The following is a 13,340-nucleotide window of genomic DNA, read 5'->3' on the forward strand; positions in this document are numbered from 1 at the left end:
GATAAAACAGCGTTGCGGGCTTATCATCGCCGCTTTATGTGAGTATTGTGCTCAAATCCCTTTATCTAGGTCAAATCGCTTTTACCCTCAACTTACAGTGCTTGGTTTAGTGTTTAAGGCCGCATGGAACTGTCATCATAATTAACCTACTCTAATAGTATGTTATTGTGTGGTGAGAGCTTTAACGACTGGGGATAAATTGCCTCAGTATGATGATGTAAATGAGCCGCAGGCATGGTTGGAGAGTTGTGTGAAAAACGATGGTTATACTTCCCTAAGCCAATTTGTTGATCTGCTATTGGATGCCATCTGTGTCGTCGATAAAACGGGGCACTTTGAGTTTGTCAGTGCGGGGGCCGAACGTATTTTTGGCTATACCCCGGACGAAATGCTCGGCATGCAGATGTTAGATCTTGTCTATCCACCGGACAGGGATCGGACTCTCGCCGCAGCCAATGACATCATGGAAGGGCGTTTTAAACTCGACTTTGAAAACCGTTATGTACGAAAAGACGGTACACTCGTCGATATTCTTTGGTCCGCCCGTTGGTCCGAGGACCGTCAGCAGCGGATTGCCGTGGCTCGAGATATCACTAAGAATAAAATTGCCGAGCGGCGCCAAGCCGCGCTCTATGAAATTTCAGAAGCCGTGCATGTGGCCGAAGATCTCTTAGCCCTGTATCGGCATATTCATCAGATCATGGCCAAGTTATTACCGGCAGCGAATTTTGCCATTGCGCTTTATGATCAAGATCTTAATGACTTGGACTTTCCTTATCGTGTTTGGGTTGGCGAGCAGAATCGGGCGCAGTGTGCAAGCTTCGATCTGTTTACCGAGCAAGTGATCCAAAGCGCCGAGTCACTGCTGATTTGTCCAGTTGCCATGCCTGCTTCCCATGCTCAGGAGCAAGATTTTCAAAATCAACCTATTAGCTGGCTTGGGGTCCCGCTAAAGCTACAAAAGGGCATAATTGGCGCGCTGATCATGCATAGCACCCCGGATTCTCGGGCCTACACTAAGCAAGATTGCGAGCTGGTGGAATTTGTGTCGACCCAAATTGCCTTTGCGATTGAGCGGCGGCAGATGTTGGCGCGTTTAGAGCATATTGCGCTTTATGACCAACTCACCCATTTGCCAAATCGTGAGTTGTTTTATGACAGATTCCAGAAGGCGCTATCACGCGCAAATCGTGAGTCGAGCTATTTCTCCTTACTCTATTTGGACTTAGACAAGTTTAAATGGGTGAATGATACCTATGGCCATGGTGTGGGCGACTTGTTACTGCAAATCACCGCCCAGCGGATTTTGGGCTGCGTTAGAAACTCGGATACGGTTGCTCGTTTTGGAGGCGATGAGTTTGTGATCCTATTAGAGCGTGTCGATTCGGCGCAGAATACCCTGCTCGTTGCCCAAAAAATTCTTGAAGTACTTAATCACCCCTTCGAATTAGTCAATCAACAGATCCATATTTTACCCAGCATAGGTATTGCCCTTTATCCCGAACATGGTAAGGATGAAAAACAGCTGCTGTCCTGCGCCGATTCGGCGATGTATAAGGCGAAGCGTAATGGGGGGAATCGGGTTGAAATGGGCTATCAAGGCTTAAAGACCAGCTATTTTGAATCCTTGAGCCCGCATCATCTCTAAGTGTTTAAGAGATAGTTTTAGCATAAATAAAAATCCCCGATAAGTTTAAGATTATCGGGGATTTTTTATAGCGTGGTATGCGTTACGGCATAAGCCGTTGGTACATTTATAGCTTAAAGCGGCCGACTTCCTGTTGCAGCGAGGCGGCTAAGTGAGCCAATTCCTGCGCCTGAACCATAGAGCTTTGCGCTTCGATAGAGAGGTTTTCAGAGACCTCACGAATCGATTCTGTATTCCGGTTAATTTCGCTGGTGACCGAGGTTTGCTCCTCTGCGGCCGTGGCAATTTGGCTCGCCATATCCGAGATCTCATTAATGGCTTTGCTGATCTGTAGTAGGCTCTCACTGGCCGAGTTAGCGTCGGCGACACTGGTTTCAGCCATATCATGACTTTGAGTCATAGATTTAACCGCCTTACCCGCAGTTTGCTGTAAGGTTTCGATCATGGCTTGAATTTCTTGGGTCGAGGAGTGAGTGCGTTGCGACAACACACGCACCTCGTCGGCTACAACGGCAAAGCCACGACCTTGCTCACCTGCGCGGGCGGCTTCAATGGCGGCGTTTAGAGCCAGCAAGTTGGTTTGTTCTGCAATGCCACTGATGGTGAGCAGGATGCTATTAATTTTCTGCGAGTGTTCGTTTAACTCGCTGATAATACGACCTGCAGTTTCGACCTCGTTGGCTAAGTTGCGGATTGATTGCTGACTCTGCATCACTTGTTTTTGGCCGTGGTTCGACAGACCAACCGCGTCTTGCGCCGTTTGCGCTGTGTGTTCGGCATTGCTGGCAATCTCTTCGGTGGCACTGGCCATTTCAGTCACAGCGGTGGCTACCATAGTCACTTCGTCCTGCTGTACGGCGATGCGCTGGCTATTATCTGTGGCCGAGGCGCTACTGCCTTGGGCTTGATATTCCAGTTGGCCTGCAATCTTGTGCATTCTTGAGATCATGCCGTGCAGACGCTCGACGAAGCGGTTAAAGCCCGAGGCTAAGATGCCAATCTCGTCGTGGCTGTTGGCGGTGTGAATTCTCACCGTCAGGTCACCATCCCCTTCGGCAATATCATTGAGTGCCAAGGCAACGCGTTCTAAGTCTTTAAATTGGATCTTGAAGATGGCGACTAGAACTAAGCCGAAAATCACCAGTAAGCCAGCACCGACGGCGGACATCCACCAGGCGAGTGTGGTGGCCTGCGACATGATTTCGTCTTTATTCATTACGAAAACCAATTCCCAATCGGTGGATGGCACAGCTGCAACATAAATAAGTTGGGTCTCGCCATCGAGTTCGCGCTCTTCTAGGGTATTGGCGTTGGCACGTTGAGATAACCAGCTCGGGGTAAAACTGTTATCGATTTTATTGAGTTGTTCGTTATTGAGCTGGCTTTTAGGATGGCTAATGATAAGCCCTGTCTTGTCCACCATGATGGTGTAGCCTTTGCCTGGCACTTGAAGGCGCTGCACCGCATCTGTGAGTTGATCTATGGTGAGGTTAGCTGCTGCCACCCCGAATAGGCTACCCGAGACCATCACAGGTTCGGCAATGGTCACTACTTGTTTTTTTAAGGTGGCGCTGACATAGGGTGCCGTCATCACAATGGCATTGGCGGCTTTGGCATCCATATACCAAGGACGAATTCTGGGGTCATAGTTAGCGACGTTAAGCGCAGGATCTTGGCGATACATGTTGCCTTGTTCATCTCCAAAATAGGTCAGCGCGAATCCCATACCATTATGGGCTTGTAATAAATAAGGGGTGATCTGCACACTGGGATCGGCCTCTATGGTCTTTTTAAGACTGGTGATGGCCATTTTTCTATCTTGCATCCACAGGCCAATCCCTTCGGCAAAGGTGTTCGCCAGTTGATCAATTTCATGTTGAGTATTTTCTAAGGCATTATTTCTAATGAAGTAACTTGAAATGCTTACCAGCACTGCGACAGTAATGAGAACGGCGAAGAGACTACTAAAGAGTAAGCGGGTTTTGAGTGTTGATCTCATATGTAATTCCTTTAAATTCCGTTAGCTGTCTAACGTTAATAGAGTATAGCGGCTGAAAGTGTGAAAGCATGAATAGATAAGTCACTCTTTTTATGACTGTTGAAATTGGAATTCATGGCGCTGTGAGTGTAATCTCGGCAAATAGTCAATTGAGTTAGCTAATTGCTTTTATAGGAGTTTATACCGCTAACATGACGAATTTGATTTATTGCACAGCTTTTAGTCGCTATGGAGCATACGCTGAGGGAACGATCAGTTAGTGCAAACAGCACTGATTAATACAATGAGTGACCTATATGAAATGGAATTTTCCGCGCTGGTGCTTAAATCCTTGGCTACATACAAGCCTGTTATTTATTTTGCCTATCCTGCTGGCGAGCGCACTGCAACCTTGGTTAACGTCTTACAGCATGGAGAAAAGATTTACCCAAGATCTCGATAATATTGCCACCGATTTTGCGAGTGGTTTAGATGGTTTTGAGCAGCGCAGTGTTGAGCAGGCGTTTGCCGAGTTATCTTTTAGTTGTGATCCAGAGGATATTGCCCTACTGAATAGTCCCTCATTGAGCCCCGCAATCGTACGCTTTATTCAACTCGAACTCGCCGATGGCCGGCAATGCTCCAATATTGGTCCGCCGGTGCATTATCAGTTTGACCGATTTCGCAGCCTATTTATCGATTCGCAATTGGTGGATATTGCCACCACAGTCGCCGCCAACGATAGAGCCCGCAGCATTGCTTATATTTTTCATCTTGGTGAGCAGAGGTTAGTGGTGCTCACTAATAGCTCTGTCTATAACGAAACCCTATCTACTCTGTGCCATGGTTGTTACCAATTAATGATTGGTTACCAAGGTCTTTCTTCCCTCGAGCGAGGCGTTGAAGATTTACTGCAAACCCAAACCTTTATCGAAGATTCGCGATATATCAGCATATTAGATGTGATTTTGACCTTGAGAGCGGGAGATGAGCTTTATTGGCGGGAGGCTTCTAGGGTTGGGATTGTATTGTTTATCTCTGCGCTTATTGTGGCCTTTTTAGCGGTGATTTTTTATTGGAATTGGCAATCGGCTCGGGTGTCTATGGGGATGCTGATCCAAAAGGGCATTAGCCGTAAAGAGTTTATTCCTTACTATCAACCGATTATTGATTGTCGCAGCGGCGAGGTGGTCGGTCAGGAAATGTTAGTCCGTTGGCGAAGGTTCGATGGCGTGCTCGTTCAGCCGAATCAGTTTATTCCCTATGCCGAAGATTCGGGCTTAATACTGCCGATCACCGATCTGATTTTGGAGCAGGTATATCAGGACTTGCCTCAGCTTAAGGGCTGGGTCAGCGTTAATATTGTCGCCCAACATTTAGAATCGGGTTTACTCAGCCAATGGTTTTCATCTCACCCCGAGCCTAGGGCTAAGCGTATTTCCTTCGAGTTGACCGAGCGCAAACCCATCACTCAATTCGAATTAGCCTTGGCCGAAATGAAGGCGGTCACTCCCCTGTGCCATGACTTTAAACTGGACGATTTTGGCACTGGCTTTGGTGGTTTTAGTTATTTACAGCGCCTTGGGATTAACAGCATCAAAATCGATAAGATGTTTACCGATACCATAGGTACGCAGGACTTAAAGGGCGCGGTACTCGATGCCATTATCGCCTTTGGCCGTGAGTCACAGATGGATATGGTGGCCGAAGGTGTTGAAACCCAAGCGCAGGTCGAGTATTTGGCCGCCAAAGGGGTATATCAACATCAAGGGTATTTTTATTCGAAGCCTTTGGCCTTTGAGGATTTGCTGACGTTTTACCAGAACTTATCCAATAAAAAGTAAGATGGACGCATAAAAAAGAGGCTCCCATGAGCCTCTTTTTAGTGAATGATGAACCGATTTATCAATGGGTCATTTTATTCTTAATCAGTACGCAGCGCTGCTCGGCTTGGCGAGTTTCTAACAGGGTGCGGCGGGCAAGATTCGATAATCCAGTTTGGCTATCTAGCACTTTATCCAAGGCGGCAATACTGGTGTAGTTACAGTCGGTTGGGATCAAGTTACGGCTATAGCTACGCATAAATACTGGGCCTTTTTTATCCATATCCCCTAAGTTGGCGAGGCGTTCTTCGGCGGTGGCTGCACTTAAGAGTTTTTGCTCCGCAGGATAGAGGTTTTCCATAATGATGCGCTGTTTAGCAAACGGCAGGGCGTCGGCGTGGACTTTACTCAACCAGCGACGTTTTGCGGCTGCTTCTGGGCGGATAACTTGGGCTGCCAATGCGGCTTTTTCACCCGAATCTGAGTTATCGCGAGCGGCTTCTTGGCTAATACGTTGCTGCGCATTCGGGAAGTCGTAGCGATTCAGCTGAGTGATGATGGCCCAGCGCAGATCTTGGTCTAAAGTTAAGCCCTTGATTTTGGTCGTGCCATCCAGCAATTGCGCTAAGTGACGCAGACTGTCGCGATCGCCAGCCAACTGAATATAGGCATTGAACCAGCGGCGCTGGAAGTCATTGTCGCCTCGGCTCTCCATGGTCTTACGAAGGCTCATTTGTGCTAAGCCTTTGACCGCGTTTTCAGCATAGTTTTGTTGAATCGGCGCGATTTGTGCGAGGTATTCTTTACTGCGTAGCAAGCTCGAAATAATCTGGCCGACCACAGTGTAGTCATTCTCCGCAGGGGCGTTGACGAATACTGTGCTTAAGTATTGATCTAGGCTCAGGTTGCCTTCACGCACGCTGTCCCACAGGCTTTGCCACAGCATAGAACGCAGCAGGGGATCTGTGACTCGGCTTAACTGTTGCTTCGCGGTGTCGAAGGATTTGTCATCGAGTTGCACCTTCACAAAGCCCCAGTCATCGTAGTTGGGGTAAACCAAATCAGGACAACGTTCACCGACTAATTGCTTCACCTCAGTGCGTTCGCCCTTGTAGGTGACTGGTACAGTGGTCTCATGTCTTAAATCGAAGCGTCCCTTAGTGAACAGGGCGATTTGGACTTTCTGCTCCCTGAGTGTCGGCAGCTCGCTGCTGGCAGGATACTGTAATAGGCTAAATTCGCTGATGCGGTTGCCGTCGCAGCGATACTCGGCCTTGATGGTGTTGACTCCCGCACTGTAGAGCCAGTCCTTCGTCCAGGCGCTTAAGTCTCGGCCAGCAGCTTTGGCGAGGCTATTGATAAAGTCATCCAGCTCGGCATTTTGATAGCTGTATTGCTTTAAGTAGTTACTCACGCCGCGCTGGAACACCAGATCGCCGAGTAAATGGCGCAACTGCTTGAGCGTCGAGGCGCCTTTTTGATAGGTGATGGCATCGATGTTGTCGAAAGCATTTTGGGTGGTCGCCACGGGCACTTCGATAGGATGCGTGGTCACTAGGCTGTCTTGCTCATAGGCGCGCTGTTTGCCTTGGGCGTAAAAACTGCGCCAAGCATTGGTAAATTCGGTGGCTTCTTGGGTGGCGAGTGTGCCCATAAAAGAAGCAAAACTCTCGTTTAACCACAGGCCATTCCACCACTTCATAGTGACTAGATCGCCAAACCATTGGTGCGCCATCTCATGCATGATAACGCCAGCTAAGCTTTGTTTTTGCTCGGCGGTCATTGCCGCTTTGTGGAGGAAATGATCTTCGGCAAAGGTCACAGCGCCAGCATTTTCCATCGCACCGTAGAGGAAATCTGGTACTAAGAGTTGATCGTACTTTTTAAAGGGGTAAGGGATACCAAAATAGGCATCAAAGAAGTTTAAGCCTTGTTTAGTATAGGTAAACCAATCTTCTGGCGTGACTTGGTTAGCCACCGATTGGCGTGCAAATAAACGCATTGGATAGCGGCCAGAATTATCCTGCCACATATGGTATGGCCCTGCATGCATCGAGAAGTTATAGGGGCTTAACTTAGGTGTTTCAGGAAACTCCCAACGATTTATTGCCCCAGCAGGTGTGACTGAGGACTCGCGCATGGTGCTGATCACTTGCCAGTCCTTCGGCGCGGTCACGCTGATTTTATAGTTGGCTTTTAAATCGGGTTGGTCGAACACTGCAAACATTTGCTGCGCCGCAGCAGGTTCGAAGTGTGAGTACAGGTAGACCTTACCATCTACTGGGTCTTGGAAACGGTGCAAGCCTTCACCATTAGTGCTGTGGGCGCGAGTAAATTGCACTTCGACCGTGTTGTCGCCCGAGGACAGTAAACGGGTATTCAAACTGATATAGGCGCCATTGTAATTAGGGTAAACCGCGGTGCCGTTAATCAAAAAGCGCTTAATTTGTGCCTTGTTTAAATCGAGACTCAATTGCTTAGGCACTTCGCTGAGATTGAAATGGACCTTAGTGGTGGCGCTGAACTCAGTGTCGCCAGTCAGTTGAAAATCCAGCTCATAATGCACATTCGAAATCACCTGTGAACGTAAGCTCGCCTGATATTGGCTGATATAGGGGCTGGCATCCCTTGGACCCGTATTTAACGGACTTTGGACGGCGCACGACATCAGGGCCGAGCAGGTGAGGGCGACTAGGCTGGCTTTAAACAAATTCACGACTTCAATCCTTCAACGATTTACTTTATTTGTGGCTTGGATGCGGCGCAGGTTGGTAAGTTTAGGCACTGTGAAGTGGCAAACTTATCCCGTTCAAAAGCGACGCCCATGCTAGGTATTTTGGCCGAGTACACTACCTTATTTAGCATGGATAACCAATGTTAAAAATGTAAAAAAAAGCCAGCGAAAATGCTGGCTTTTTTTGAGTATTTCGGCTTTAGCCCATGGGGCTGAGCGAGATTACATACCTAAGAAAGACTTAGACTTTGTCTTACGGATTTCTTTTTCGTCAGACCATTCGATAAGGCCTGTTTCTAAGTCCATCAGACGCATAGTCATCTTGTAGTAAACGTCTTTAGTGCTGCCATCTTGCTTAACGATGCTAGACAGGTTGCCATACAGCATGTACTGGGCACCGATTTGACGGCCAAACTTGATGGCGGTTGATGGGTCAACCATACCAGTATTGTTTTGGTAATCCAGTTGCTTACGAACTGAATCGACTTTTGTCATATCGATAAAACGGAACTTGCCAGAGCGCAGTAACTTGTTACTGATAGAGTCGGTCACTGATTCAGTATCGATATGCTCAGAGGTTTTGTTTTTGATGCTATCGACAAACAAAATTGGGCGGTTGTTCGCTGTCATCGCTACGATAGGTGGGAAAGTCATCATGCTATCGACCATCTTAGCGGCGATGGCTTGCAGATCCGTTGAGCCAAAGTTTGCGTTAACGGTTTCCACTTCTGTGGCATCGCCATACTCGACTTTCGATTGACATGCAGCCAGACCCATTACGGCAGCCAGCACAAAAATCAGTTTAAATTGTTTCATAGTCAGTTCCATTTTGTGATTGTAAAAACTTAATGACACTCGTTTTATTCAAACATTCACCGCTAGGTTAAATGATTATTGAATAAATTCGGGTGTAATTACCAGTATCAATTGCCCAGACCAAGGTGGTCTTGCCTGCGGCAACGTCAATTTTGGCCGGTGGTGCCTTGTCTAACTGCAGCGTGTATTCCCCCGGATTGAGGTAACGTCTGCCAATTTGTGCTTGTTTCGGCAGGGTCAACCAACTGCGGCGGTCCGCCTGTTCGGTAACGACGTTAAAAATCTGCATCGCGATACTGCCAATATCGGCAGCATTATTGCCGGGCTTACCGCTTTTTTCGACCTGATAAGCCATTTCCGATTTGGCATATACCCGCGCGACTTGGCGAACCAAGGTGCCGGGCAAATCTTCCTTGAGCGCGTTAATCGCTAGGGCATCGATATTGGCGATGGGCTCGGTTTTCAGCACTGTGCCTAAGCCTTGCACTTGAGCCTCGGCAACAAAACTATTGTTCGGTCCATAGGTTGCCAAAGAGACGGTTTGCCAATTGCCATGGATAGTGAAGGGCACTGTGAGCGCTTGTTTTTCAGGTACAAAGCCCTTTTCGACCATGAGAATAACTTGGCCTTCACCCGCCTTGGGAAGCTTGGCATCGCCCCAGCGCCTTTTAAACTCATCGTATTGCGGCATGCCGAGTTGCTTGGCAAGACGAACTAAATCCTGTTGCAGATAAGTGTTATCTGGAGTGATTTGCGCCGCTTTACGGTAGTCGATAAAGGCATCGTTTGGCTCGCCTAATACTTCATGCAACAGACCCGTAGTGTAGTAGCTGTAGGCATTGAGGAAGGAGCTGGTCACTGTGCCAGCGGCTTGGCCTAGCTTATTCACTTCGGCATCTATGGTGCCATTGGCCATGGCCTGTACGGATTTTTGTGACTTTTGATAACGCTCCTGCTCAGAGCCTTGCAGCTCGTTACTGCGGCGAACCTCCACTAATGCGCCTTGATAGTCACCGCTGAACAGGTAATTCAAGGCTTGATATTGGTGCAGCATAATGCGCTCGTAGCCTGGGCCACGATAGGGAATGGCATTATCGTTTAATACTAAACTGGTGGCCGTTGCACCTATGTCGCTGGCGCTGATCTTGGCTTTGTCATCGAAGGCTGTATAGGCCTCAACCGCTTGCTGATAGTACTTACGGCTGCTGGCAAAATCGCCGGCCACCTGCGCCACACGTCCTGCTTCTTGGGCGTAGAGTAGGCCATCATTACCTTGGATATTGCTGGCTAATTTGTCGATATCCGACATGGGCGTTGCGGTATTGAGCTGTTGTTTTATCGGTGCAATTTGTGCCGGATAATTAATAAAAATACTGTTATAGGCACAGCCGCTCGAGCCTAAGATGGCGGCGAGCATTAGCGTGCTAAGTGTGGGTTTAATAAAAGAGTATATGAAGGTGGTTTTCATGCCTGTGGTTTACCTTCTTGCCATTAGTTTTTGTTCTGGCATTTGAGAGCGTTCAAGCAAAGTGATCCCTTGTAGATGATCAAACTCATGTTGGAAAATACGAGCGATAAAACCTGTTAACTCAGTCTGTTGCCAGTGTCCTGCAAGATCTTGATAGCGCACGACAATCGTCTGGTGGCGCCAAATGCTAAACCTTTGACCGGGAACCGATAAGCAGCCTTCTTCACCGCTAACTAATTCCGCAGAGGCAGACAAGATCTGTGGATTGACGACCACGACAGGGTCCATTAGCGGCGCATCGGGATAACGCTCGTTCGGCCGAGATGCCATGATAAACAGTGCTAGCGGGCTGTGCACTTGCGGTGCGGCAATACCAACGCCTTTGGCGGCCACCATGCTCTGCGCCATCTGCTCTGCTAATTGACTCAAGGCCGTATCGAAGTCGCGAACTTCAATGGCGTGCTCTTTTAATATGGCTTCACCCACCAAAGCGATTGGTAGTGGCTGACTGGGCGCTTGTAACATCTCATCTTTAAACATCGCATTCCCTGGATATTTAGTGGCCATAGTGTCGTTAACGGATTTTGTTACCCATTATCCGTTATCACATTAATAATGGGGCGGTGGCGTTTCTTCGGCTTGGGTCGCAATATTGCTGGGTTCCATCGCCTTTAACTTACCAATCAATAACTGAATTTGATGTTGCTGATTGGCGATGAGCTGGTTCAGCTTAATGACCTCTTGGTTTAACTCTTCGACCGTGAGCTCTTGAAAAGCCAATTTCATTTGCAGCTCTTCAATCTGTTCTTGTACGCCTTGCATGACTAACCTCTACTCCTGCCAAGTCTCAACTAGGCCTTGGCTACTGATACTAACCACTTTATTGGTATCTCGAATTGCCACAGAGTATACAACGGCTCCTCGGTTTTGGCTGTTTTTAGTCAGCGCAATTTGCCACTTAGCAATAGGTTTACCCGTTTGGCGTTGCCAGAGTATGACTTCGCGCGCGGGCGTACCAGTGAGCAACTGAGTGTCTTGCTTGGCGAAACGTACCGCCGAGAAGGTCATTTGCCGACGTTTAATCTCTAATTGATTTAACAGCTTACCATTGGTGTTGTCCCAAATCTTCGCCTCATTGGTACTGCCATTGGTAAAGCTTAAAGTGCCGCTGTCGTTGAGTGCCACCTTAGTTACTCGGCTACCTATATCCCAAGTGTGGATAGGCTGCCCCGTTTGCGCCTGCCACAGGATAGCCTGCATATCATTGGAGCCTGAGAGGGCAATACGGCCATCGGCGGAAAGCGCGACGGTATTGACCCTTTCCTTATGGCCTAAAAATTTAATCAATGCCGTTTTGGCCGCATTGAGCGACATCACACTGCCATCGTTCAAACCGATCAGTAAGGCGCCATTGTTAGCTACCGCTACACTCTCACCCGAGGTGGGCAGCGACCACCATCCGCGGGATTTGCCGTCGGCTATTGTCCATAGGGCAACTGAATCGCGGCTTAACGAGGCGGCGAACTCGCCGTTAGCGGAAATGGCGGTGGCCGTGACGCCAGTGTTGAGGTCGCCATGCACCCATTGGTACTTGAGACTGTGGGTGGGTAGGTCCCAACATTGCACACCTTGGCTTTGGGTGGCGACAATGGCGATATTGCCGTCGCTAGAGAGGCTCGCGCTGTATGAAGGTTCCTGTGAAAGCACTCGAATATCATCGGCTTTGGGCTGACAGGCCGCTAAAAAAAGTGTGCAAAATACCAGCAGTAGGGTTTTCTTCATGAACTTGCTCCTAAAGTTGGTGTCTCTAGTCCGGTAGAGTGAGATTAATCACAGTTAACACATAACAGAATCTAGTTGGTATAACCCAGATAACTAGTATACAGTTGTCGCGCTTAGGTTATTGTAACCGCTTGAGGATGCTGAGGAAGCTTTAATGAAATCGATTTATAAATTATCGTTAGTTGCATTGGCTGTTATTGGCCTATCTGCTTGTAATCAAGAAGAAAAAGCAACAAATGCAAGCACAAATGTTGAATTAACGACTGAAGCACAAAAAGAAGCCTACAGTGTTGGCGCTTCAATCGGTCGTTATATGTCTGGCCATATCAAAGAGCAAGAAGAATTAGGCCTGCCAGTTGACCGTGCGCTGATCGTGACTGGTTTTACTAACGGTCTGAATGATCAACTGAAATTAACCGAAGAAGAAATGCAAACCATTCTTCAAGGTTTAGACAAAAAGTTAAACGACAAACGCACAGAACAAGCTAAAGCCATTGCAGCGAAAAACATCGAGGACGGTAAAAAGTTCCTCGAGGAAAACAAAGCTAAGCCTGGCGTAGTAACCACTGAATCGGGCCTGCAATACGAAGTGTTAACACCAGGTTCTGGTGACAAGCCAGCGGCTGAAGACACTGTAGAAGTGGATTACGTGGGTACTCTGCTTGACGGCACTGAGTTTGATAGCTCATACAAGCGTGGTCAAACGGCTAAGTTCCCATTAAACCGCGTTATTCCAGGCTGGACCGAAGGCGTACAGTTAATGCCTGTGGGTGCTAAGTACAAGTTTGTGATCCCTGCAAACTTAGCTTACGGTGACCGTGATACTGGTACTATTCCACCAAACTCAACCCTGATTTTTGAAGTTGAACTGAAATCAATTGAGAAAGCACAAGCGGCTCCTGCTGCAGAGCCTGCTAAAAAGTAATTTGCTGTGACAACAACTTAACTCGGGTTAAGTTTTGCACTCATAGAATACCGCCCACCTAGGGCGGTATTTTTTTGCATTCGAAATGACTAAGCAGTGCTGTAAGCGATACAAATAAAACCATGGGGCAACTTGTTTAACCGTTTTACATCATCTCGCAAACGAC

The 13,340-nt window shown here is 47.9% G+C and carries 10 protein-coding genes; 3 read left to right on the forward strand and 7 right to left on the reverse strand.

Features of this window, described 5'->3' with window-relative positions; all coding sequences use genetic code 11:
• Positions 1 to 250: 250 nt before the first annotated feature.
• A complete protein-coding gene (locus K0H60_RS04745) occupies positions 251 to 1,648 on the forward strand; it encodes a sensor domain-containing protein (RefSeq protein ID WP_220057438.1) in 1,398 nt (465 codons plus the stop codon).
• 106 nt (positions 1,649 to 1,754) lie between these two features.
• On the opposite strand, the gene K0H60_RS04750 is transcribed toward K0H60_RS04745, so the two are convergent.
• Complete coding sequence (locus K0H60_RS04750; RefSeq protein ID WP_088210961.1) at positions 1,755 to 3,647, reverse strand: methyl-accepting chemotaxis protein; 1,893 nt, start codon at positions 3,645 to 3,647, stop codon at positions 1,755 to 1,757.
• 296 nt (positions 3,648 to 3,943) lie between these two features.
• Between K0H60_RS04750 and K0H60_RS04755 the strand changes: the two genes are divergently transcribed.
• Positions 3,944 to 5,470, forward strand: a complete 1,527-nt coding sequence (locus K0H60_RS04755; RefSeq protein WP_220057439.1) for an EAL domain-containing protein — start codon at positions 3,944 to 3,946, stop codon at positions 5,468 to 5,470.
• Between the two features lie 61 nt (positions 5,471 to 5,531).
• On the opposite strand, the gene pepN is transcribed toward K0H60_RS04755, so the two are convergent.
• From pepN to K0H60_RS04785, 6 genes are all read right to left on the reverse strand, one after another.
• Positions 5,532 to 8,165 (reverse strand): aminopeptidase N, encoded by a 2,634-nt coding sequence (gene pepN / locus K0H60_RS04760; protein WP_220057440.1) that lies wholly within the window; start codon positions 8,163 to 8,165, stop codon positions 5,532 to 5,534.
• Positions 8,166 to 8,405: 240 nt separating this feature from the next.
• A complete protein-coding gene (lpoB, locus tag K0H60_RS04765) occupies positions 8,406 to 8,999 on the reverse strand; it encodes a penicillin-binding protein activator LpoB (RefSeq protein WP_200862652.1) in 594 nt (197 codons plus the stop codon).
• 67 nt (positions 9,000 to 9,066) lie between these two features.
• Entirely contained in the window at positions 9,067 to 10,467 is a 1,401-nt protein-coding gene (locus tag K0H60_RS04770; protein ID WP_220057441.1) for a COG3014 family protein, read from the reverse strand.
• Between the two features lie 9 nt (positions 10,468 to 10,476).
• Entirely contained in the window at positions 10,477 to 11,007 is a 531-nt protein-coding gene (gene def / locus K0H60_RS04775) for a peptide deformylase (protein WP_220057442.1), read from the reverse strand.
• 69 nt (positions 11,008 to 11,076) lie between these two features.
• The gene (locus K0H60_RS04780) at positions 11,077 to 11,289 is read right to left on the reverse strand and encodes a SlyX family protein (protein WP_011716034.1); all 213 of its coding nucleotides are present in this window, start codon (positions 11,287 to 11,289) and stop codon (positions 11,077 to 11,079) included.
• Between the two features lie 9 nt (positions 11,290 to 11,298).
• Positions 11,299 to 12,249: a WD40 repeat domain-containing protein gene (locus K0H60_RS04785; RefSeq protein ID WP_220057443.1), complete on the reverse strand. Its 951-nt coding sequence runs from the start codon at positions 12,247 to 12,249 to the stop codon at positions 11,299 to 11,301.
• A 154-nt stretch (positions 12,250 to 12,403) separates the two neighbouring features.
• Here K0H60_RS04785 and fkpA point away from each other — a divergent pair, with 154 nt between their 5' ends.
• Positions 12,404 to 13,174: an FKBP-type peptidyl-prolyl cis-trans isomerase gene (gene fkpA, locus K0H60_RS04790; RefSeq protein ID WP_011716036.1), complete on the forward strand. Its 771-nt coding sequence runs from the start codon at positions 12,404 to 12,406 to the stop codon at positions 13,172 to 13,174.
• Positions 13,175 to 13,340: the final 166 nt, after the last annotated feature.

This window comes from Shewanella mangrovisoli, from assembly GCF_019457635.1.
GTDB classification, from domain to species: domain Bacteria; phylum Pseudomonadota; class Gammaproteobacteria; order Enterobacterales; family Shewanellaceae; genus Shewanella; species Shewanella mangrovisoli.

What these genes read in the sequence shown, in the direction of transcription:
- K0H60_RS04750 (WP_088210961.1), bottom strand. Translation starts at nt 3,647, where the DNA reads ATGAGATCAACACTCAAAACCCGCTTACTCTTTAGTAGTCTCTTCGCC.
- K0H60_RS04755 (WP_220057439.1), top strand. Translation starts at nt 3,944, where the DNA reads ATGAAATGGAATTTTCCGCGCTGGTGCTTAAATCCTTGGCTACATACA.
- lpoB (WP_200862652.1), bottom strand. Translation starts at nt 8,999, where the DNA reads ATGAAACAATTTAAACTGATTTTTGTGCTGGCTGCCGTAATGGGTCTG.
- K0H60_RS04770 (WP_220057441.1), bottom strand. Translation starts at nt 10,467, where the DNA reads ATGAAAACCACCTTCATATACTCTTTTATTAAACCCACACTTAGCACG.
- def (WP_220057442.1), bottom strand. Translation starts at nt 11,007, where the DNA reads ATGTTTAAAGATGAGATGTTACAAGCGCCCAGTCAGCCACTACCAATC.
- K0H60_RS04780 (WP_011716034.1), bottom strand. Translation starts at nt 11,289, where the DNA reads ATGCAAGGCGTACAAGAACAGATTGAAGAGCTGCAAATGAAATTGGCT.
- K0H60_RS04785 (WP_220057443.1), bottom strand. Translation starts at nt 12,249, where the DNA reads ATGAAGAAAACCCTACTGCTGGTATTTTGCACACTTTTTTTAGCGGCC.
- fkpA (WP_011716036.1), top strand. Translation starts at nt 12,404, where the DNA reads ATGAAATCGATTTATAAATTATCGTTAGTTGCATTGGCTGTTATTGGC.